The organism is Campylobacter sp. RM12651, from assembly GCF_022369475.1.
In the GTDB taxonomy this organism is placed as follows: Bacteria; Campylobacterota; Campylobacteria; order Campylobacterales; family Campylobacteraceae; genus Campylobacter_E.
Window position 1 is genome coordinate 706,690 of record NZ_CP059600.1, and the last position, 21,842, is coordinate 728,531.

Genomic DNA, 21,842 nt, shown 5'->3' on the forward strand with positions numbered 1-21,842 from the left:
AATTTTCAAGGATATAAAAATGGATATAAGAAAAGAATTTTTAGAGTTTTTTGCTAGTAAAGGTCATGAAATTACCCCATCAAGCCCACTTGTGCCTGATGATGCGACTTTGCTTTTTGCAAATGCAGGAATGGTTCCTTTTAAGAGTATTTTTACAGGTGAAGTGCCACGCCCAAATCCACCTAGAAAAACAAGCTGTCAAACTTGTATTCGTGCAGGTGGAAAGCATAATGACTTAGATAATGTTGGTTATACTGCAAGACATCATACATTTTTTGAAATGTTAGGAAATTTCTCTTTTGGTGATTATTTTAAAGAACAAGCAATTGCTTATGCTTGGGAATTTGTAACTGAGGTTATAAAATTACCTAAAGATAGGCTTTATGTAACCGTTCATGAAAACGATGATGAAGCTTATAATATGTGGCAAAAACACATTGCAAAAGAACGCATTTATAAATTTGGAGATAAAGATAATTTCTGGCAAATGGGTGATACTGGCCCATGTGGTCCTTGTAGTGAGATTTTTTACGACCAAGGTGAAGAAAATTTTAAAAGCGATGAAGATTATATGGGTGGAGATGGAGATAGATTCCTTGAGATTTGGAATTTAGTTTTTATGCAGTTTGAAAAACACCCTGATGGAACTATGACAAAACTACCAAAACCTAGCATTGATACGGGTATGGGGCTTGAGCGTGTAAGTGCTATTAAAGAAGGTAAATTTAGCAATTTTGATAGCTCATTATTTATGCCAATAATTGAAAAAATCGCAAGTTTAGCAAACTTAAAATATGAATATAAAAGTGGTGCTAGCTTTAGAGTAATTGCTGATCATATTCGTTCAGCTACATTCTTACTAGCTCAAGGCGTAACATTTGATAAAGAAGGGCGTGGATATGTTTTACGCCGTATCGTAAGAAGAGCTTTAAGACACGGATATTTATTAGGATTTAAAAGTGCATTTATGTATAAATTAGTAGATATTGTTTGTGAATTAATGGGAGAGCATTATACATATTTAAACGAGAAAAAATCTTTTGTAAAAGAGCAATTATTAAGCGAAGAAGAGAGATTTTTAAATACTATTGAAAAAGGTATGCAAATCTTTAATGATGAATTAAACAATACTAAAGATATTTTTAGTGGAGAAGTTGCGTTTAAATTATATGATACTTATGGCTTTCCACTTGATTTAACTCTTGATATGTTAAGAGAAAAAAATCTTAAAATTGATGAAGACAAATTCAATGAACTAATGGCTAAGCAAAGAGAATTAGCTAAAGCAAATTGGAAAGGTAGTGGGGATAAAGCAACTCACGGAGATTTTAAAGAATTATTAGATAAATTCGGTCTAAATGAGTTCGTTGGATATGAAAACACTGAAATTAAAGCAAAATTATTAGCTGCTTTAGATGAAGAATTTAAAATTGGAATTAAAAGCAAAAAAGCTTGGCTAATGTTTGATAAAACTCCACTTTATGCAACAAGTGGTGGGCAAAATTACGATTTAGGTAGTATTTATAAAAATGATAAATTAGTTGCAAATGTGCTTGAAGTTGAGAAATTTTTTGATATTAATTTAGCTTTAGTTGAAATTCTAGGTGATTTTAATGTAAATGATGAATTATTAATCAAAATTGATACCGAAAGAAGAGCAGAAATCGCAAGACATCATAGTGCTACTCACTTGCTTCATTATGCGTTAAGAAAGGTTTTAGGAGAAAATGCAACTCAAGCAGGTTCATTTGTAGATTACAATAGAATTAGATTTGATTTTAATTTTACCCGTGCATTAAACGAAGATGAGCTAAAGCAAATTAGTGATATTGTAAATGATATGATTTATAAAGCTACAAATTCAAATATTCAAATAACTGATATTGAAAGTGCAAAAAAATGCGGTGCAATGGCGCTTTTTGATACAAAATATGGCGATAAAGTAAGGGTATTAACTTTAGGAGATAGCATTGAGCTTTGTGGTGGAACTCATGTTAGCAATACTTCAGTAATTGGCGATTTTATAATATTAAAAGAAAGCGGAGTAAGTGCTGGTGTTAGAAGAATTGAAGCAATAGCAAGTAAGGCTGCTAAAGAATACTCAAGGAATTTGATTGCGGAATTTGAAAATATCAAAAAAAGTCTAAAAACAAATGATATTTTAAAGAGTTTTGAGAATTTAAAAAATGAAATAAAAGAACTAAAAGACGCTTTAAAAAATGGTGCTAATAATTTAAATAGCGAGATTATTAACGGCGTTAATGTTTGCGTTAGTGAATATAACGGGCTTGATATTAAATCTGGTATAGATGAGTTTAAAAATAAATTTGATAAAGCTGTTATTGTTTTAATCACTTGCAAAGACGATAAAGTAAGCATTGCGGTTGGCTCAAAAAATACTAGCGTTAAGGCTGGAAATTTAGCTAAGATTGTAGCTCAATTTTTAGGCGGAAATGGCGGCGGTAGAGATGATTTTGCTACTGCTGGTGCAAAAGATATTAGTAAAATCAACGAAGCTTTAGCTTTAGCAAAAGACGAAATCAAGAAGGTAATATGCTAGGGCTTGATAGCTTAGTTTTACCTTATATACATTTATTAGCTGGTATTTGCTTTATTGGTCTTCATTTAGGCATTAGAGCAAATGCTGGTTTTTATTTATGTGAAGATGAAGAGAATTTACAAAAAGCACTAAGGATATTAAAAAAGCAGCTTTATGCGTTTTTTGTTTTAATGGCTGTTATGGCTTTTAGTGCTATATATGTAATGATTAATAATAGTTCTGACCCATTGTTTAATACTTTAGCATCTACGCAATGGTCGCTTTATGCTTTTGCTACTTTAAATTTATTATATATTTATTATCAATTTATTTTATGTGAGAAAGAAAAAGAAAATAAATTATTAGTTTGTAATGAAAAAATAGCTTTAATTGTTTATTATTTTATCCCGTTAAATATTTTGATTTCTTGTATTGGTGTGCTATTTGCTTTACTCATTAGCACTATGATTTAAGGAGATTTTTTGAAATACATTATTTATTTTATAGCTGTTTGTGGAATTTTAGGCTGTGTTGTTTTAGGATATTTTTTAAATGTTGTTGAAAATAAAGATATTGATTATAAGGAATTTGATTTAGACCTTACAACTCAATTTTATGATAGAAATGGCACTTTACTTGCAAATGTTTTTAACGAAAATAGAGCTTATGCTAGATTTGAAGAAATTCCACCAAGACTAATTGAAGCATTAATTGCTATTGAAGATACGAGTTTTTTTGAACACGAAGGAATTAATATTGATGCTATTTTTAGAGCAATTATCAAAGATATTCAAAAAGGTCGCTTAGCAGAAGGTGCTTCAACTCTTACTCAACAACTTGTGAAAAATCATTATTTAACAAGTGAAAAAAGTATTAAAAGAAAAATAAATGAAGCAATAATTAGTTATGAAATTGAAAAAAATCTAACAAAAGAACAAATATTAGAAAGATATTTAAACTTTATATTTTTAGGGCATGGATATTATGGGATTAAAACAGCTGCTGCTGGGTATTTTCATAAGGAATTAAACGAACTTAGCCTTAAAGAAATGGCTATGCTAGTTGGCTTACCAAAAGCTCCTAGCACATATGATCCTACAAAAAGAATTGATTTATCGCTTTCAAGAGCTAATGCGGTTTTAAAAAGAATGTATGATTTAGGCTGGATTAGTGAAGCTGAGTATAAACAAAATGTAGCTTTAAAACCAATTGTTTATGATGAGAGTTTAACTCAAAATAAAGCTCCTTATGTAATAGATGAAGCTATTAGACAATTACAAGCTATGGGAATTGAAGACATTAAAACAGGTGGTTATAGAGTTGAACTTAGTGTTGATTTGAATACTCAAAAAATAGCTGAAGAAGCTATTAAGTTCGGATATGATGAACTTATCAAAAGAGATAAAGATATAGATTTAAACCAAATCAATGGAGCTATGATAGTTACAGAGCCTAGTAGTGGGGATATTTTAGCTTTAGTTGGTGGGGTTGATTATTATAAAAGTAATTTTAATCGTGCTACTATGAGTAATCGTCAAGTGGGTTCAAGCTTTAAGCCATTTGTATATCTTACAGCTTTAAATCTTGGCTATTCACCTGCTAGTGAGATTGCTGATATTGCAAGAGTATTTGAAACTCGTGATGCACAGGGTAAGAAAATGATTTGGAAGCCTAAAAATTATGGAAAAGATTTTAATGGTTTAATCACTCTTAAAGAAGCACTTACAAAAAGTAGAAACCTAGCTACAATTAACTTATTACTTGATACTAGCCTTAGTTTTGTTCATCAAACAATTACTAAATTTGGTTTTACAAATGTTCCACAAGATTTATCAATAGGATTAGGTTCTTTTGGTGTTAGTCCTTATAATTACGCTGAACTTTATAGCATTATTTCAAATTATGGAACAAAACAACCTATTAGATTGATTACAAAAGTTACTGATAAATTTGGTAATGAAATTGAGTTAAAAACCAAAGAAGCAGAAGAATTTGTAAAACCTGAACAAGCTTATTTAATGATTGATATGATGAAAAATGTTGTCGCAGCCGGAACTGGTGGTGCAGCAAGAATTGCAGGACTTGAAGTAGCTGGAAAAACAGGGACATCAAATAAAAGTATAGATGCTTGGTTTGTAGGTTTTACGCCTAGTATTCAAGTAATAACTTGGTATGGTAATGATAATAATAAGCCTATGAAATATTATGAAGGTGGTGCTAGAACGGCTGCTCCTGTATTTAGATATTTTATGCAAAAATATTTAGCAGAAAATCCAAATATTAAAAGAACTTTTGATATACCAAAAGGCGTTGAAAAAAGAGTAATTGATGGTAAAACTTGGTTTTATACAGATAAATCACCTTTACCAAAAGCAAGCAGAAATGATATATTAAAACAACAAGAAGAAGATGGATTGATGTTTTAAGGAGATTAAATGAATATTTATAATAAACATATAAGAAGTTGCTTAAAAAGAAAGCATGAATTTTTATCATTATTTGAACCAAAGCCAAAGGATATAAATCCTTGGGCTTTTATAAGAGCATATAATGAAATAGAAACTATTAATATTACCTTAAATACAATAGTTGGGGGGGGGGGTATTACAAGAGGAATTCTAGGCTATCACTTAGATGAATTTGGTAAAGACGATGGAACTAGTGAAGTAATTAAACAATTTTGCAAAAATAATCCAAATTTTACTCCTTTAGAGTATCCTTATAAAGTAATTCCTGCAGGGAAAGAAAAATATAAACAAAAAATATCAAAAGAATTTAGACTTGATACTTATTATAATTTTGTGCTTAATAAAATTCCATTAAATGATTGGTTGATTAAAATTGATTGTGACCATATTTATAATGAGATTGCATTAAGTAAAGCCTTGTTACAGCCAAAAAACATTATTGATAGTATTTATTTGCCTGCTCTTAATATGCATTATAGCGATGGTAAATTATATTTTTTAAAGAATTTTTATAAAGTAGGAGATGATCATTGGGTATTAAACAAAGGTAAATATACTCATTTTTATATGGATTATAATCAAGGTTATGAGTCTTTGTATTCTTTAAATAAATGGAAAAAAGCAGAAAATATAATAAGTCTTCATTTTCCGTTAATGAAAAAATCTCGTATTCATTTAGCAACTAAAGATAATTTAATTCCTTATGATGAATTTGATTTTTCACAATTAAAAATGACAGAGATTGATAAAGAATTTATTTTAAACAAAGAAAAAATTTTAAGTTATTTTAATTTCTAAGTATTTTAAATTCTAATTCAATTTAAAATCTAGGATTAATTATGATATTACTATCAAATATATAGCTATATTTTATAAAGTTGAAATATTAAATTATTCACTTATTTTAAACTTTTATAATTTTTAAGAAAATATATCAAAATAGTAGCAAAACTAGGGATTAAAAATGCAAAATTTAAAAAAGTTAAAAAACTAATATAATCAATTCCGTATCCATATTTTATAAATTTTATATCAGGCGGGAATATAAATGCTATAAAAATTAAAAAGCAAATAGTTATAAGCCTAAAAATTAAAGATTTTTTATTTAATTTTATATTAAGATTTGTAGAATTTATATTAAAAATCATAATAATAACATATAAAATAAATATTAATATTATATAAAATACCCCAAAAAATACAAGTAAAACAAATAAAGGTATCAAAAATAAACCAGCACAAAATAACCAAGATTTACAAGAATTTGCCTTATAAATAATACTTAAAAATAATATGCTAAAAAATGGTAGTATCAATATATCTATAAAATATGCTTGAAAAGTAAAAATACTTTTAATTACTCCAATTTTAAACATTAAAAAACCAAAAAACATATAAGAGCTTAATATTAAAAGTAAAATGCCCCAAAATTTAAAAAAATCTGTTGTGCTTAAACTTGCATTATAATTTAATAAAAATATATTTAAAAGAGTTTTTAAAAATATATTTTTAAACATTTTTATCCTTTAGATTTGATATTTGTTATTAAATTGATATATAAAATATATGTTAATATGATATTAACTTACAAAATATCTTTAATAATTGAGCTAATTTCTATAAAGCCATCAACTTCTCTTAAAAACAAATACTCATTTGAAGGTTGTTTTAGTGCTAAATAATTTTTACCTAAAATTTCATTGCAATATAAATAACTAGCAAAACTCCCACTCCCACAAGCGCTCTCATAAAATAAAGTCTTAATATCTCTTACCCAGACAATAGGCTCAAGGCAATCACCTTGTAAATACATAAAACCACTTGCTTTTTTGTCTAAAAAATCATTATCTTTTAAATATGAATATGCAAATTCTTTTAAATTAATTTTAGATAAATTTAATTTTTTCGTATAAATAATATGAAAAATATCTCCTAAATCTACATAATATATATCATCATCAAGCTTATTTAATTTATATTCATTTTTAAATCTTAAATAATAAAAATTATCATCTTTATATAGTTTTTTAATATTATTATCTTTTATAAAATCACTGCTACTAATACCGCATAAATAATCTTTATCATTTAGTTTAATTTTTGTAGTTTTTAAATTATTAGTATCTAAAAAATACTTTCCCGCACATCTTAAAGCATTAAAACAAATCTCTCCACCTGCCATTTTTAATTCATAATCTTGCACAAAGCCAACTTGTTCAACATCTTTATGCTTAGATAAAATCTCATTATTTATACTTTTAAAATCTAAATTATTAATGCCAATAACCAAAGCTGTAGTATTTCCCGCTGGATAATATAAATTATATTTATACATTTTTTACTCCTTTAATTTTCTTTATCTTAAACAAGCTTAGTTAAAATGGCGTAAGAGTATGGTGGATAATCGCTTTTAATTAAGAGGAAAGTCCGGGCTGCAATAAGATGAGGTTCCATCTAACAGATGGCTAGAGCAATCTAAGGGAAAGTGTAACAGAAAATAAACTTCCTAATTTTAGGTAAAGGTGAAACGGCGGGGTAAGAGCCCACCAGTGATTATGCGAGTAAAAGCAATTCAGCTTATAAACCCAACCTGCAGCAAGAAGGGGTGGTTTTTATCTTATATTTTAAACCCTTCGCTAGAGTGCTATTGTGAAATAGTAAGTAGATAAATGATTATCCAAGACAAAACCCGGCTTATAGCCATACTCTTTTAAGGATTAGGATGCAAATTAGAGTTTATTATGAAGATACTGATTGTATGGGGATTGTCTATCATACAAATTATTTAAAATATTGTGAAAGAGCTAGGAGCGAATGGTTTTTCGCTAATGAAGGAAAAGATTTATTAAAAGAAAATCCTTTTGCATTAAGAGAAATTAAGGCTATTTATAAAGCACCTGCTAAATTAGGAGATATTTTAGAAGTTAAAAATATTCTTGTAGGATTTGATAAATATTGTTTAGAATTAAAGCAAATAATTTATAAAGATGATAAAGCTATTTTTGAAGCTTTTATAAAATTAGTTCATATAAAAGATGGCAAACTATCCCCAATTAGCGAAGAATTAAAAAAAATATTTGAGTAAATAATTTATATAAATTCTTTAAAATTTTCGTGATTAGCTAGTATTAGTCTTTTATCATTTAAAGCTAGGAGTTTTTTACTAAAGCCGTTTTTACTAAAAAGTATAAAATAATCAGGCTCAAACCCTAAATATCTAGCCTTTTGAATGAGTTTTGAATACGAGCTAATGCACATTTTTTTGCCATTAAATTTCACTTCGCCTAATAAAGATATTTCGTAATTATCATAAAAAATATCACATTCATAATCTTTGCCCCAAATACTCTTAATGCCTTTTATATTAAATCTCTTCTCGCACCATTCACAAGCAATTTGCTCGTAAATAAACGACTGATATTCATAAAATTTTTCATTAATTAATTTTAAGGCTAGTTCTTTATCTTTTAAAATGATTTTTTCCATTGCCTTTAAAAAATAAAAATAAAATCTAGTGTAATTAGAATTAAAAATAACTTTATTTTGTGGATAAAATCTCTTAAAACTCAATAAATCATTATTTAATTCAAGTCTTAAAAAACCACGATTAATCAACGAGTGAAAGCTCTTTCTAGCTTTAAATCTTGAGCCGTATTTGTTGATAGAAAACTCCAAGCGAGATTTTCTAGCGTAGTGAATTAGTGCCTTGCATTCGCTTTCATTTATTTCAAATTCGTAAGGATTATATGTATTTACTAGCTCGTATATATAATAATTAATATCATTTAAACTAGGTTTAAAACTCTTATCTCCAAACACAGAATAAAAGTCTAACGCTTCGTCTAAATAAAAATGTGGATATCTTTTAATAAAGTCTAAAAATTCTATAACTACCCCTTAATTTTTTTGTGCTAATTTTACTTTAATTATTTTTACAAAGGGCAAAAATGCAAATTAGTGAGCTAAAAAGCGACATAATTTTAGATGAAAATACAAAATATTTTGATTACACAGCAAGTGCTTTAGCACTAAAATCAATTGAATTAAAAATGCAAAATATTTTAAAAACATACGCCAACACTCATTCAGATAGTGCAAAAAATTCAAAAATAACAAGTAAATACTATAAAGACGCAAAAAGCTATATCAAAAAAAGCTTAGGATTAAATTCTAATTATAGCTTGATTGCTTGTGGGAGTGGCTCAACTGCGGCTATTAAAAAATTTCAAGAATTATTAGGAATATATGTTCCACCGCTTATTAAACAGCGTTATTTTAATGATATTGCTAAAAATACTTTGCCTTTAGTAATTGTTAGTGCGATTGAACACCATTCAAATGAGCTTAGTTTTAAAGAAGGTTTATGCGAGTGCATTAGGCTAAATCATAGGGATTTTAATAGTGATTTATACGAGCTTGAAAGAATTTGCAAAAAGAACGCTAATAGAAAAATAATAATGAGTTTTAATGCCGTTAGCAATATCACAGGAGTTAGAGCAAACCTTGCAAAAATCAGCGAAATTGCGAAAAAATATAAAGCGATTTTAGCAATTGATGCAAGTTCGGCTATACCTTATGAAAATATTGAAATTCCGTTTGATGCTTTGTTTTTTTCAGGACATAAAATGCTAGGTGGAGTTGGCACGAGTGGATTTTTAGCTATTAAAAATGAGCTTATTGGCAAAATTCCTACATTTGCAGCTGGTGGGACGGTTGGCTATGTTAGTAGGAGTAATTATGAGTTTTTAGACGATGCTGAAAGCCTTGAAGAGGGTGGAACCCCTGCGATTTTACAAGTTATTAAAAGTGAATTAGCTTTTAGACTTAGAGATGAAATAGGGCTTGGAGTGATTAAAGAAAAGGAAAATATCTTAAAAGAATATTTTTTAAACGCAATTAAAAAAGTGCAATTTAAATACAAAATCACACTATACGCTGCAAATATTAAGGATAGATTGCCTATATTTTCACTAAATTCTACAGGCGTTAGCCCTTATGATTTAGCTAGGGTCTTAAGCGATGATTATGGGATAGAAACTCGTGCTGGGTGTGCTTGTGCTGGTCCTTATGCGCATGATTTATTAAATTATGTGGATAATCAAAATTTCAATGCTAAGCCTGGATTTTTAAGAATAAGTTTGCATTATACTCACGAATTAAGCGATATTGATTATTTGATTAACTCACTTTGCAAAAGCATAGAAAAGCTAAATAAGAATTTAAAATAAGGAATATTTATTAGCAAAGTAATTATGAATTTAAAAGGACTTGGTGCTTTAAGTATTCCAAGAGTGTTTTTTAATATGCAATTAATTTCAAAATTAAATGCTTTAAAAAAGCTAAAAAATGATGAGATTTTATATATAAAAAATAGATTGAATTATTACAATAAAATTAATGATTTTTTTGAGCTAAAAAAGATAGAAAATGTAGAGCATTCTAAATTAGGCGAAAACTTATTAAAAAACACTTCATATTCTTTTGATTTTTACAATGTTAGCAAATATTTTCATAAAGATTTAAAGATAAATAAATTCTTTTATGATTGTTCTAGTGAGTTTTTAAATACCATAACAAAATCAAGACCAATTGATAGTAAAAATGTGATTTTAAAGCTTGATAGCAGAAGATATTTTTGTTTTTTAAATGATAAAAATGATTTTAAAGATAAAGTGGATTTGGCTGTTTTTAGGGGTGCTTGTGTTCAACAAAATAGAATAGATTTTATTAATAAATTTAAAGATTGTAAAAGACTAAATCTAGGTAATGTAAATAAGAAAAATAGGTCAGGTTATTTAAGCAAGGAAGAGCAGCTTAAATATAAATTTATAATCTCTCTTGAAGGTTGGGATGTTGCTACAAATCTTAAATGGATAATGAGTTCAAATTCTATCGCAATTACTCCAAGATTAAAATATGAAACTTGGTTTATGGAAGGAAAATTAATTCCTAATGAGCATTTTTTATTAATTCAAGATGATTTTAGCGATATTTTAGATGTAATGGATAATGCTTTAACTAATGATAAATTAGTAAAAAATATTATTAAAAATCAAAATGAATATATACAACAATTTTTAAATCCTAATATAGAAGAATTGCTTGGTATTTTGGTTTTAGCGAAGTATTTTTATTATTCAAATCAAGTGAAATTAGATAATTTTGTAATTGAATTATTTGATTGAATTTAAAATATATAAATTTTATTTTAAACTTTATTAATATTTAATATGAATTAAAGTAAAAATATTTTAATATTTATTAAATATTTTTAAAGGAGAGTTTATGAAAAAAATTGTATTTTTAGGTGCTGGGTATGCAAATTTAAGTCTAATTAAAAAGATTAAAAAGAAAAATCTAAGAAAAGCAGAATTTATACTAATTAACAATAATTCTTATCATTATAAAACGACAGAATTACACAAAATAGCAGCAAGAGAAAGCGAAAAAGACATAGTAATAAATCTAAAAAGCATACTGCCTAAAGATATAACTTTAATTTGTGATAATGTAAAAAGTATTGAAAATGGCAAAGTTATTTGCGAGAATGCAAATTATGATTATGATGAGCTTTATGTTGGGCTTGGTGCGAGTGTAAATACCTTTGGCATTGATGGACTTGATGAATGCTTAAATATTATAAATTATAAAAACGCTTTAAAAACTGCTGAAACACTTTATAAAAATCTTGAGCTTTATGAGAATAAAAATGTAATTATTTGTGGTGCGGGGCTTAGTGGAGTAGAACTTTGTGGCTCAATCGCTACAACTTGCAAAAATCTAGGAATTAGCATTAATTTATATTTGGTTGAAGCAATGGATGAGATTTTGCCTGTTTATACTAAAGATTTAGCTAAAAAAGCTAGAAATTATTTAGAAAATCTAGGCGTAAAAGTTCTAAGCTCTCATAAAATAATCAAAAAAGTTGATGATAAATTATTCTTAAACGATGAAAATAATTATATAAAAGCAAAAACTATAATTTTTACAGCTGGAGTTAAGGGTAGTGAAGTAATTGCAAATAGTGGCTTTAATCACAAAAATAATAGAGTTTTAGTGAATGAGTATTTAATGGCACCTAATTTTGATAATTGCTATGTTTTAGGAGATTTAGCGATTGTTTCAAATTTCGCACCTACTGCACAAATTGCTTGTAAGCAAGGAAAATACCTAGCAAAAAGACTAAATGCAAGACTTGAAGGAATTGAGTTTAATGAACCTTTTAAATACAATGATAAAGGTAGCATTTGTTCGGTTGGAAAAGACTATGCAATAGGCGTTATTTTAGGTAAAACTTATAGTGGTTTTATGGCAAAAAGTCTTAAAAAATTAACCGAAATAGAATGGAGTGAAACTCTAAAGTAAAACATTAAAACAATTTTAAGAATTTGAAATTCTCATTTCACATTCTTAAATCTCAAAATCTCTTTTATGCTATTTATTACATAATTTATCTCATCGTTATTGATTACATAAGGTGGCATAAAATAAATCGTATTGCCAAGTGGTCTTAAAAGTAACCCATATTCAAGTGCTTTTAGATATACTTCAAGCCCAAATCTAGGATTAAAATGCTCTATATCAAATGCAAACACCATTCCTTGATGCCTAACATTTCGCACACTCTTAAATTCAGCAAATCCTTGCCAAAGTGAGTTTATATACTCGCTTTTAATTTTATTTTGATTTATAACATTATCTTTAGTAAATATATCTAAAGTTGCATTCGCAGCAGCACAAGCAAGTGCATTTCCTGTATAGCTATGTGAATGCAAAAACGCCTTGTATTCGCTATATGGAGCATAAAATTCATTATAAATTTCATCATTTGTAATTACTACACTAATTGGCAAATACCCACCGCTAAGCCCTTTGCTAAGGCATAAAAAATCAGGCACAATTTCACACTGCTCTAAAGCAAACATAGTCCCGCTTCTTCCAAATCCAACGGCAATTTCATCAAAAATTATATCAATATCATAAGATTTTGCTAACCAACAAGCCTTTTTAATAAACTTAGCTGAATACATATTCATTGAACCTGCACACTGAATTAAAGGCTCAAGTATAAAGGCATTTATGTTTTTATGCTCTTTTTCAAGTAATTTTTCAAGCTCTTTTAATTCATTTTCATAATCTAGCCCACTTGGTGCAGGAGTGTTTAAGCATTCAAGCAAAAGTGGTTTATAAGTCTTTTTATAAAGCTCAACATCGCTTACGCTTAGTGCAGCTATCGTTTCTCCGTGATATGAATTACTAAGTGATAAAAATTTGTTTTTTAATTTTCCTTGCAAAAGATTTTTATGAAAACTCATCTTAAGTGCTACTTCAACAGCACTTGAGCCATTATCAGCATAAAAGCATTTATTAAGCTTAGTTGGTAGTAAATCAGTAAGTCTTTTTGATAATCTTATAATGCTTTCGTGAGAAAATCCAGCCATTATGATATGCTCTAAAGTGTTTAATTGCTCGTAAATTTTACTATTTATATAATCATTGCTATGTCCGAAAAGATTTACCCACCAAGAGCTAACGCAATCAATATATGATTTATCATTAAAATCATATAAATACACACCTTTTGCCCTTTTTATAGGGATTAATGGCACAAATTCGTGCTCTTTCATTTGCGTGCAAGGGTGCCAAATATGTGCTAAATCAAGTTTTACTAATTCTTCTTGCATTTATAACTCCTTTATAAATTTTAATTAAAATTATTATAAAGGATAAAAATGCAAAACTTATTAAATGAATTAAAAAAAGAAAATAATTTTAGAGAACTAAAAAGATTTAAAAATGATGGTAAATTTGTGATTTTCAATGATAAAAGACTGCTTAATTTTGCTAGTAATGATTATTTAGGAATTGCAAGTAGCGGTGAACTTGAACGAGAGTTTTTAAAAAATCATTTTGCACTTAGCTCAAGCGCTAGTAGAAGTCTTGGTGGCGGTGGAGATGAATACTTTTTGTTTGAAGAATACTTATCGTCTTTATATAAAAATGAAGCGCTTTTATTTAGCAGTGGGTTTTTGCTAAATTATAGTTGTTTAAGTGCTTTAGCTACTTTAAAAAATACGCTTTTTTTAGCTGATAAAAAAGTTCATGCAAGTATCATTGATGGCATAAAGCATTCTAATTTTAAACGCTTTAAACACAATGATATAAATGATTTAGAAAAATTATTGCAAACGAATTTAAATTATGAAAAAATCATAATAATTTGCGAGAGTTTATATAGTATGGATGCAGATTTTGCACCACTTGATAAGCTTTTAGAACTTAAGAAAAAATATAAAAACATTATGCTTTATGTTGATGAAGCACATAGTATTGGCTCACTAGGTATTAATGGGCTTGGACTTGGACACTTAAAAGACATTGATTTTTTAGTTCTTACATTTGGCAAAAGCATTGCTAGTATGGGTGCTGCGATGATTTGCTCAAAAGAAGCAAAAGATTTTTTTATAAACAAGGCTAGGGGGTTAATTTATTCAACCGCTTTACCGCCTATTAATGTAGCTTATTCGCATTTTGTGTTTTCAAAATTGGCTAATTTTGATAAATTAAGAGAGCATTTACAAAATCTTAGCTCATATTTAAATGAATTGCTAAAAGATAAAATAAAGGGCGTTAGTTATATAAAAATGATAGTTTTAGGAGATAATGAAAAAGCTAATTTTTACTCGGCAAGACTTATGCAAAAAGGCTTTTTTGCTCCAAGTATAAAAACTCCAACCGTAGCTATTAAAGATACAGGAATAAGACTATCAATAAATGCTAGTATGGATTTTAGCGATTTAGATAATTTTGCTAAGGCTTTTTATGAAATTTGAGTTTTTACATAAAAATAATTCTAGTGATTTGGTGCTATTTTTCGGTGGTTTTGGATTTTTACCGAGTGCTTATAATTTAGCTTCTAAAAATGATGTTTTAATGGTTTATGATTATTTGGAATTTGATTTAGGATTTTTAGAGATTTGTAAAACTTATAAAAACATTAAACTAATCGCTTTTTCAATGGGTGTTATGGTGTCTTGCAAGTGTGATTTAAGTTCGCTTAATATCGTGCAAAAAATAGCGATAAATGGCACTATAAAAGGTATTGATGATGAGTTGGGAATTAGCGAAAAGCTTTTTAAAATTACGGCTAAAAGATTTGATAAAGAAAGCTTTTTAAATAATTGTGGCGGGATAAATAAGGCATTTAATCAAAATCCTAAAGATGAGCTTTTAAGTATTATAGAAATTTCTAAAAAGCCTTGTATTTGGCAAGATTATGATTTGGCATACTCATCAAATGATGATAAAATTTTCCCACAAAATGCACTTTTAAAAAGCTTTAAAAATATTAATAAAATCAATGCTTCTCATTTTTGCTTTGATGAGTTTTTAAGCTGGGATGAAATATGAAAAGTTTTTTAAGAGCAAAAGATACTTATTTTAAAAATGCTATCGTGCAAAATGATATGAGAGAAGTTTTGCTTAGCGAAATAAATGGGCGTTTTGATAGGGTGCTTGAGCTTGGCTCAAATAGGGGTGAGTTTAGTAAAATGGTAGCTAAAAAGATAGAATTTAGTGAGTTTTATTGCGTGGATATTAATGATTTTAGCTGTGATTATGGTAAGGAATTTATTTTCGTAAAGCACGATTTAAGAGATTTTGAAAACTCATTTTTAGCTAAAATGGATTTTGATTTAGTTATTTCAAATGCGTGTTTTCAGTGGCTTGATTTAGCAAAATTAATAAATGAAATTTCTAAATCAAATTCTAAGCTAATTTTTAGCACTTTTGGAGTGAATAATCTTTGGCAAATTAATGAGCATTTTGGTGTGGGGCTTGAGTATTTAAATATTGATGAAATAGAGCAGATTTTAAAGCCACATTATAAAAATATAAAGATTTTTGAGAAAGATTATGAGTTAAATTTTAGCTCAAGTATTGAGCTTTTTAGGCATTTAAAGCTTAGTGGAGTAAATGCCTTTAGCGGGGTATTTTTAGGTAAAAATGATTTAAAAATCTTTAATGATAAATATCACAATACCTTAAACTACCACGCTATTTTCGTTAGTGCTAATAATTAAAAAAATAATGTAGAATTAAATAAAAATATCAAGAAAGAAGAATATGAGTAGAAAAATAATATCTTTATTTTCAGGTGCTGGTGGTCTTGATTTGGGGTTTTTAAAAGCTGGATTTGAGATACTTGTAGCTAATGAATATGATAAAAGTATATGGGAAACCTATGAAAAAAATCATAAAGTAAAGCTTATAAAAAAGGATATTAAAGATGTAAAAATTGATGAACTTCCAAAATGTGATGGTATTATCGGTGGACCTCCGTGCCAATCTTGGAGTGAAGCAGGAACATTGAAGGGTATTGATGATCCTAGAGGACAGCTTTTTTATGAATATATTAGAATTTTAAAAGCCTTAAAGCCTAAATTTTTTTTAGCTGAAAATGTAAAAGGTATGATGTCAAAAAGACATAGTGAAGCTGTGAAAAATATAATTTATGAGTTTGAAAATGCTGGTTACGATGTATTTGTAAATGTTGTAAATGCAAGTGATTATGGAGTAGCTCAAGATAGGTTAAGGGTTTTTTACGTAGGTTTTAGGAAAGATTTGAATTTAAGATTTATTACACCATTACCATATAAAAACAAAATAACTTTTAAAGATGTAATATATGATTTAAAAGATAGTGCCATACCTGCTTTAGATAACAATAAATCGAATAGTGATAAATGTAAAATACCGAATCATGAATATTTTATAGGTTCTTATTCTAGTATTTTTATGAGTAGAAATAGGGTTCGAACTTGGAACGAGCCAGCATTTACCGTTCAAGCTTCTGGAAGACAAGCTCAATTACACCCACAAGCTCCAAAAATGCCAAAAGTGGATAAAAATAAACATATCTTCAAAGAAGGTTTTGAGAGTTTATATAGAAGACTTAGTGTTAGAGAGTGTGCTAGAGTTCAAGGTTTTGATGATAATTTTAAATTTTATTACGATAAACTTGAAGATGGTTATAAAATGATAGGTAATGCTGTTCCGATTAATTTAGCTTATGAAATGGCAAAAGCTATCAATAATTTGCTAAAAGGAGTTTAATGAGTAATAAAAGTAATAATCAAGGAAGAGCTTATGAATTTGCTTATTTAATTAATTTAGAGTATGAAATAGGCAAACATAGAAAAGTAAAAGTGATTGAAAATAGCAGTTACAAAGCAGCTAAAAAAGCTTGGGATAGTTTAAATGATATTGAAAAAGATATGTATAAAACTAGCGCCTTAGCTGGAATAGGCAAAATTTTTGAACTAGAACCATTGATTTTAGAAAATAGTAATGATGAGGTGGAGCTTTCAATTCAATCAGATGATAAAGGTAAGGATGCTGATGTAAGAGATGTTTTAATAAAAAGAAATGATATTAGTTGGGAAATTGGACTGAGTATTAAGCATAATCATTTTGCTGTAAAACATTCAAGATTATCAAAAAAATTAGATTTTGGTCAAAAATGGTACGGGTTTAAATGTTCTGATAATTACTGGAATGAGATTAAACCAATTTTTGATTTTTTAGATAATAGCAAAGGCTTAAAATGGAGCGAATTGCATAATAAAGATGATGTATATATTTCATTATTAAATGCTTTTAGAAACGAGATATTACAACAATACGCTTTAAATCAAGGAAAAGTTGCAAAATCTATGGTGGAATATTTATTAGGAGAATTTGACTTTTATAAATTAATAAGTATTGATAAGAAACAAACAACTCAAATACAAGCTTATAATATGCACGGAGATTTAGGCAAGAAAAGTCAAGTTGAAGTTCCTTTGGTATGCTTGCCAAATCAAATCATTTATTTAGATTTCAAAAAAGATAGTAAAAACACACTAGAGCTTTATTTAAATAATGGGTGGCAATTTTCATTTAGAATTCATAATGCTTCTACTATGGTTGAAAGTAGTTTAAAGTTTGATGTTCAAATTATAGGAATGCCAGTTAGTGTTCTTACAATAAATTGTATTTGGCTTTAATACCCCATTAATGGGGTATTTTTACAACTCTTAGCTACTTCATAGCCACTTTTTAAGATTAGTTCTACATTCTTTATATTTTCTTCGCCTTTTGTGGTTAGATAATCTTCTAACACGATTTCAAATATAGCTTTACTAACCTTTGATTTAGATATTTTGTTAATTTTATTATAATGGTATTATTTAAAATATATAAATATTTATTTTAAGTTGAGCTTTTTAGGCATTTAAAACTTAGTGGAGTAAATGCCTTTAGCGGGGTATTTTTAGGTAAAAATGATTTAAAAATCTTTAATGATAAATATCACAATACCTTAAACTACCACGCCATTTTCGTTAGTGCTAGCAAATGATTTACTCAAGTTCTAAATTCATTTAGTTTTGAGTTTAATTTTTCTGTAATATTGCTAAGATGATTTGCTGCCCCTGCTATTTCTTCTACGCTTCTTGCGTTTTCGTGAGTTATTTTATTGATATTATTAACTCCTGATAATATATCATCCATAACCTTGCTAGTGATTATATAATCATCTACGGTTTGATTTGAAATTCCTATTACATTATTCATAGCTTCATTCATATCGTTCATAGTTTTTTGAGTATTATCAGCTAATTTTGTCAGTTCCCCAATGCTTTTTGCATTTAGGCTCATTTGACCACTTGCATCTTCTATACCTTGCGTTATAACACTTATTGTTGCGTTTATTTCTACTAATGAATGCTGGGTTCTTTCTGCTAATTTTCTTACTTCATCAGCTACTACGGCAAATCCACGCCCATGCTCTCCTGCTCTTGCTGCTTCAATTGCAGCGTTTAGTGCAAGTAGATTAGTCTGGTCTGCTACATCATTTATCATTTCTAAAATAGATTTAACATTATCAGCATCTTGACTAAGTCTTACTATCTTATCTGATACTTCAGCTTCTAAATTCGCACTTTGCATAATTTTTGTATTTAATTCTGAAATAGATTTATTTACATCATTTATATATTTTAGAGCATTTACTAATTGGTTTTTGCCATCTTCTGCAGCTTTAACTCCGATTGCTAGAGTAGAGTTTGCACTATCTCCTTTATTAGCTACATCTCTTACTATCACAGAGCTTTGCTCAACACTTTGACCTGTATTTAAAGAACTTTGAGAAAGCTCATTTGCTACACTAGCATTTTCGCTACTTATATTTTTAGCATCTACGATTAATAATCTAACTTTTTCTATAAAATCATTAATAGCTTTACTTGTTGCTGCTATTTCATCTTTACCATTTATAGGTAGTTTTTGAGTTAAATCTCCATCTCCACTACTTAATTCAGTAGCTCTACTTGTAAGATAATTAAGTGGTTTAGAGATTTGAAATAATACAAAAAATATCAATATCGCAAGTATTATTATCCCAATAATCACTGCGTATGTTATGAATTTGATTCCAAATTCATTTATGTGAGAGTTCATATCGTCGTTGATTTTTTGTATTTCTTTCATTCCTTCATCTAAATCCACGGTGCAAGCATAGATAATTCCCATGCCTATATCTTTTTGAGCGTATATTAATACATTTCTTTCTTTGTTAATCATAGAATCAAAAAACTTAGTTTTAACATATCCACCATCTGGGTTTGCTGATGATTTGATTAAATCTTGAATAAAGTATTTTCCATAAATATCTTTGTCATTTATATGATTTTTACCAATTCTTGCTTGAACATAATGAACTAGGTAGGTTCCATCTTCATCCATTGCGAAAAAATTCACTAATTTATTATGTAAATCCATATTGCTTAAGTATTTTATGGTGTTATTGTATGATACTTCTTTACTAATGCCTTTACTTTTTAAATCTAAATATAACTGGTCTGTCATATGATTTACACTATATACAACGCTTTGAGCAGTTTTTAAAGCATCGTCTAAGACTAATTTTTCAATAGATACATCAGTATCATCACTAATTGATTTCATCGCACTATTTGATAAATAAATCATACTAGAGCATAAAATCACTAAAGACACAGCAATTATAATTGCTAATTTTTGAGATATTTTCATTCTCATTCTCCTATTGATAATAATTTCTAAATTAAGCTCCGTATATTAGCATAAAATTTACTTTTTATTCTTAAGCCTTTAAATATCTATATAGCAATGATTTAATATGTGTCAATGGGGGGGGGGTATCTTAAGTTGTAACAAATAAAATAAATATTAATTTAATAGTATTTTGAATTTTTTAAAAAAAATATAAAAATTTTTATATAAATTATTTATGGAATTTGGATTTAAAATTCAAATTCCATAAAATTTTTAACAACTCTTAGCTACTTCATAGCCACTTTTTAAGATGAGTTCTACATCTTTATGTTTTTCTTCGCCTTTTGTAGTTAGATAATCTCCTAGCACGATAGCGTTTATCCCTGCTTCAAACATAGCTTTAAAATCATCTTTAAATGCAAATTCTCTACCACCTGCAGCCATTAGTCTTGTATTTGGTAGTTTTTCTTTTGCAAGTTTTATTATATTAATAGCTTCTTCTTTGGTGATTTCTTTAGCCTTGATTTTTAAAGCTTCATTTTTTATATAAAAATTAATTGGACTTGTGTGCGGCTTTAAAGTCGCAAGAGCGTCAAGTAATTCAGCTCTTTGCTCATCGCTTTCGCCTAAGCCAAAAATCCCACCACAGCAAATGCCAAGCCCAGCATTTATAGCGTTTTGATTAGTTTCATATCTTTCTTCATAAGTATGAGTTGTGCAGATATTTTTAAAATTGCTTTTGGCGCTCTCTAGGTTGTGATTATAACTATCTATTCCATGCTCTTTTAAAAATACTAAATCCTTATAACTAGCTCTTCCATTGCAGCCAATTAGGTGTAAATGCAAGCCACTTTCTTTAATAGCACTTGCTGCTCTTGCAATAAAATCTAGCTTTTTACTGTCAATTCCACGACCAGAAGTAACAAGGCAAAATCCTAAAGCACCAGCTTCACTAGCTATTTTTGCTTCGTTTAAAATAGTATTAATATCCTTATAATCATATACATTAATATTTGTATTATAATGCTTACTTTGGGTGCAATACGCACAATCTTCGCTACAATTTCCACTTTTTACATTGCAAATTGAACATAAAAATATTTCTTTCATTTTATATCCTTTACTTGTTAAAATACAATTTATTCTAACTAAAAAGGATAAAAATGTATATATGTGGCATTCATACTGACGCTGGTAAAACTCATTTATGTGTTGCTTTGTGTAAAGCTTTTAATTATTCTTATTTTAAAATAGTTCAAGCAGGTTGTAATAAAGATAGCGATATTTTAAAGCGTTTTGTAAAGAATGTAAAAGTTCATAAAGAAGGGATATTTTTAAATACTCCTGCATCACCACACATAGCAAAAAAGGTTGATAATATTGAATATTCTATAAATGATTTAATCTTGCCTGATGATGATAAAATGATCATTGAATTAGCTGGGGGTCTTTTTTGTCCTATTGATGATAATTTAACTATGATTGATTTTATGAAAAAACATAAGCGTAAAGTGATTTTAGCTGCTAGGAATTATTTGGGTATGATAAATCATACGATTTTAAGTATAAAAGCATTGCAAGATAATGGTTTTGATATTGTTTGTGTCGTGATGATTGGCGAGATTGATACTAGACTTGATGAGTTTATTTATAATTATACGGGCGTAAATATAGCTCATTTAGAGTATTTTGATGAGTTTAACATAGATGAAAAGATACAAGAATTTAAAAATGAAATTGAAAAATATTTAAGGAGTTAG

20 protein-coding genes and 1 other RNA gene are annotated in these 21,842 nt (G+C 28.1%); 15 read left to right on the top strand and 6 right to left on the bottom strand.

The window, feature by feature from the left end; translation table 11 throughout:
* Positions 1-19: 19 nt before the first annotated feature.
* The 4 genes from alaS to AVBRAN_RS03565 are packed head-to-tail and all read left to right on the top strand — an operon-like array spanning position 20 to position 5,805.
* On the top strand, positions 20-2,560 hold the full coding sequence (gene alaS / locus AVBRAN_RS03550) for an alanine--tRNA ligase (RefSeq protein WP_239803563.1): 2,541 nt from the start codon (positions 20-22) through the stop codon (positions 2,558-2,560).
* A complete protein-coding gene (locus AVBRAN_RS03555; RefSeq protein WP_214117112.1) occupies positions 2,554-3,012 on the top strand; it encodes a hypothetical protein in 459 nt (152 codons plus the stop codon). Before alaS ends, AVBRAN_RS03555 begins: the two co-directional genes overlap by 7 nt.
* A gap of 45 nt (positions 3,013-3,057) precedes the next feature.
* Positions 3,058-4,965, top strand: coding sequence for a PBP1A family penicillin-binding protein (locus AVBRAN_RS03560; RefSeq protein ID WP_336607080.1), 1,908 nt, complete (start codon positions 3,058-3,060; stop codon positions 4,963-4,965).
* 9 nt (positions 4,966-4,974) lie between these two features.
* Complete coding sequence (locus tag AVBRAN_RS03565) at positions 4,975-5,805, top strand: hypothetical protein (RefSeq protein ID WP_239803564.1); 831 nt, start codon at positions 4,975-4,977, stop codon at positions 5,803-5,805.
* Between the two features lie 101 nt (positions 5,806-5,906).
* Here the strand turns inward: AVBRAN_RS03565 and AVBRAN_RS03570 are convergent, their stop codons facing one another.
* Positions 5,907-6,524, bottom strand: coding sequence for a hypothetical protein (locus AVBRAN_RS03570; RefSeq protein WP_239803565.1), 618 nt, complete (start codon positions 6,522-6,524; stop codon positions 5,907-5,909).
* 68 nt (positions 6,525-6,592) lie between these two features.
* Positions 6,593-7,342: a hypothetical protein gene (locus AVBRAN_RS03575; RefSeq protein WP_239803566.1), complete on the bottom strand. Its 750-nt coding sequence runs from the start codon at positions 7,340-7,342 to the stop codon at positions 6,593-6,595.
* A gap of 53 nt (positions 7,343-7,395) precedes the next feature.
* Between AVBRAN_RS03575 and rnpB the strand changes: the two genes are divergently transcribed.
* An RNA gene (gene rnpB, locus AVBRAN_RS03580) (RNase P RNA component class A) lies at positions 7,396-7,720 on the top strand.
* Between the two features lie 9 nt (positions 7,721-7,729).
* On the top strand, positions 7,730-8,092 hold the full coding sequence (locus AVBRAN_RS03585; RefSeq protein WP_239803567.1) for a YbgC/FadM family acyl-CoA thioesterase: 363 nt from the start codon (positions 7,730-7,732) through the stop codon (positions 8,090-8,092).
* 5 nt (positions 8,093-8,097) lie between these two features.
* Here AVBRAN_RS03585 and AVBRAN_RS03590 read toward each other — a convergent pair whose 3' ends face one another.
* Positions 8,098-8,826 (bottom strand): ATP-binding protein, encoded by a 729-nt coding sequence (locus tag AVBRAN_RS03590; RefSeq protein WP_239803568.1) that lies wholly within the window; start codon positions 8,824-8,826, stop codon positions 8,098-8,100.
* Positions 8,827-8,954: 128 nt separating this feature from the next.
* Between AVBRAN_RS03590 and AVBRAN_RS03595 the strand changes: the two genes are divergently transcribed.
* The 3 genes from AVBRAN_RS03595 (at position 8,955) to AVBRAN_RS03605 (ending at position 12,372) form a co-directional block, all read left to right on the top strand.
* A complete protein-coding gene (locus AVBRAN_RS03595) occupies positions 8,955-10,235 on the top strand; it encodes an aminotransferase class V-fold PLP-dependent enzyme (RefSeq protein ID WP_239803569.1) in 1,281 nt (426 codons plus the stop codon).
* Between the two features lie 24 nt (positions 10,236-10,259).
* Positions 10,260-11,192, top strand: coding sequence for a glycosyl transferase family 90 (locus tag AVBRAN_RS03600; protein WP_239803570.1), 933 nt, complete (start codon positions 10,260-10,262; stop codon positions 11,190-11,192).
* A 100-nt stretch (positions 11,193-11,292) separates the two neighbouring features.
* Positions 11,293-12,372, top strand: coding sequence for an FAD-dependent oxidoreductase (locus AVBRAN_RS03605; protein ID WP_214150434.1), 1,080 nt, complete (start codon positions 11,293-11,295; stop codon positions 12,370-12,372).
* 32 nt (positions 12,373-12,404) lie between these two features.
* Here AVBRAN_RS03605 and AVBRAN_RS03610 read toward each other — a convergent pair whose 3' ends face one another.
* Positions 12,405-13,691: an adenosylmethionine--8-amino-7-oxononanoate transaminase gene (locus AVBRAN_RS03610; RefSeq protein WP_239803571.1), complete on the bottom strand. Its 1,287-nt coding sequence runs from the start codon at positions 13,689-13,691 to the stop codon at positions 12,405-12,407.
* Between the two features lie 48 nt (positions 13,692-13,739).
* Between AVBRAN_RS03610 and AVBRAN_RS03615 the strand changes: the two genes are divergently transcribed.
* Genes AVBRAN_RS03615 through AVBRAN_RS03635 form a run of 5 tightly spaced genes read left to right on the top strand, consistent with a single transcriptional unit; the run spans position 13,740 to position 18,053 of the window.
* The gene (locus AVBRAN_RS03615) at positions 13,740-14,840 is read left to right on the top strand and encodes a pyridoxal phosphate-dependent aminotransferase family protein (RefSeq protein ID WP_239803572.1); all 1,101 of its coding nucleotides are present in this window, start codon (positions 13,740-13,742) and stop codon (positions 14,838-14,840) included.
* Positions 14,830-15,417 carry a pimeloyl-ACP methyl esterase BioG family protein gene (locus AVBRAN_RS03620; RefSeq protein WP_214117085.1) on the top strand — a complete coding sequence of 196 codons (588 nt, stop codon included), beginning with the start codon at positions 14,830-14,832 and terminating at the stop codon, positions 15,415-15,417. Before AVBRAN_RS03615 ends, AVBRAN_RS03620 begins: the two co-directional genes overlap by 11 nt.
* Positions 15,414-16,088, top strand: coding sequence for an SAM-dependent methyltransferase (locus AVBRAN_RS03625; protein WP_239803573.1), 675 nt, complete (start codon positions 15,414-15,416; stop codon positions 16,086-16,088). Before AVBRAN_RS03620 ends, AVBRAN_RS03625 begins: the two co-directional genes overlap by 4 nt.
* 43 nt (positions 16,089-16,131) lie before the next feature.
* The gene (locus AVBRAN_RS03630) at positions 16,132-17,121 is read left to right on the top strand and encodes a DNA cytosine methyltransferase (protein WP_239803574.1); all 990 of its coding nucleotides are present in this window, start codon (positions 16,132-16,134) and stop codon (positions 17,119-17,121) included.
* The gene (locus AVBRAN_RS03635) at positions 17,121-18,053 is read left to right on the top strand and encodes a HaeIII family restriction endonuclease (RefSeq protein ID WP_239803575.1); all 933 of its coding nucleotides are present in this window, start codon (positions 17,121-17,123) and stop codon (positions 18,051-18,053) included. The genes AVBRAN_RS03630 and AVBRAN_RS03635 overlap by 1 nt, the downstream gene beginning before the upstream one ends.
* Positions 18,054-18,411: 358 nt before the next feature.
* On the opposite strand, the gene AVBRAN_RS03640 is transcribed toward AVBRAN_RS03635, so the two are convergent.
* Together AVBRAN_RS03640 and AVBRAN_RS03645 are read right to left on the bottom strand one after the other, a co-directional pair.
* Entirely contained in the window at positions 18,412-20,100 is a 1,689-nt protein-coding gene (locus AVBRAN_RS03640; RefSeq protein WP_239803576.1) for a methyl-accepting chemotaxis protein, read from the bottom strand.
* 255 nt (positions 20,101-20,355) lie between these two features.
* On the bottom strand, positions 20,356-21,192 hold the full coding sequence (locus AVBRAN_RS03645; protein ID WP_239803577.1) for a biotin synthase: 837 nt from the start codon (positions 21,190-21,192) through the stop codon (positions 20,356-20,358).
* Positions 21,193-21,245: 53 nt separating this feature from the next.
* Here AVBRAN_RS03645 and bioD point away from each other — a divergent pair, with 53 nt between their 5' ends.
* On the top strand, positions 21,246-21,842 hold the full coding sequence (gene bioD, locus AVBRAN_RS03650) for a dethiobiotin synthase (RefSeq protein ID WP_239803578.1): 597 nt from the start codon (positions 21,246-21,248) through the stop codon (positions 21,840-21,842).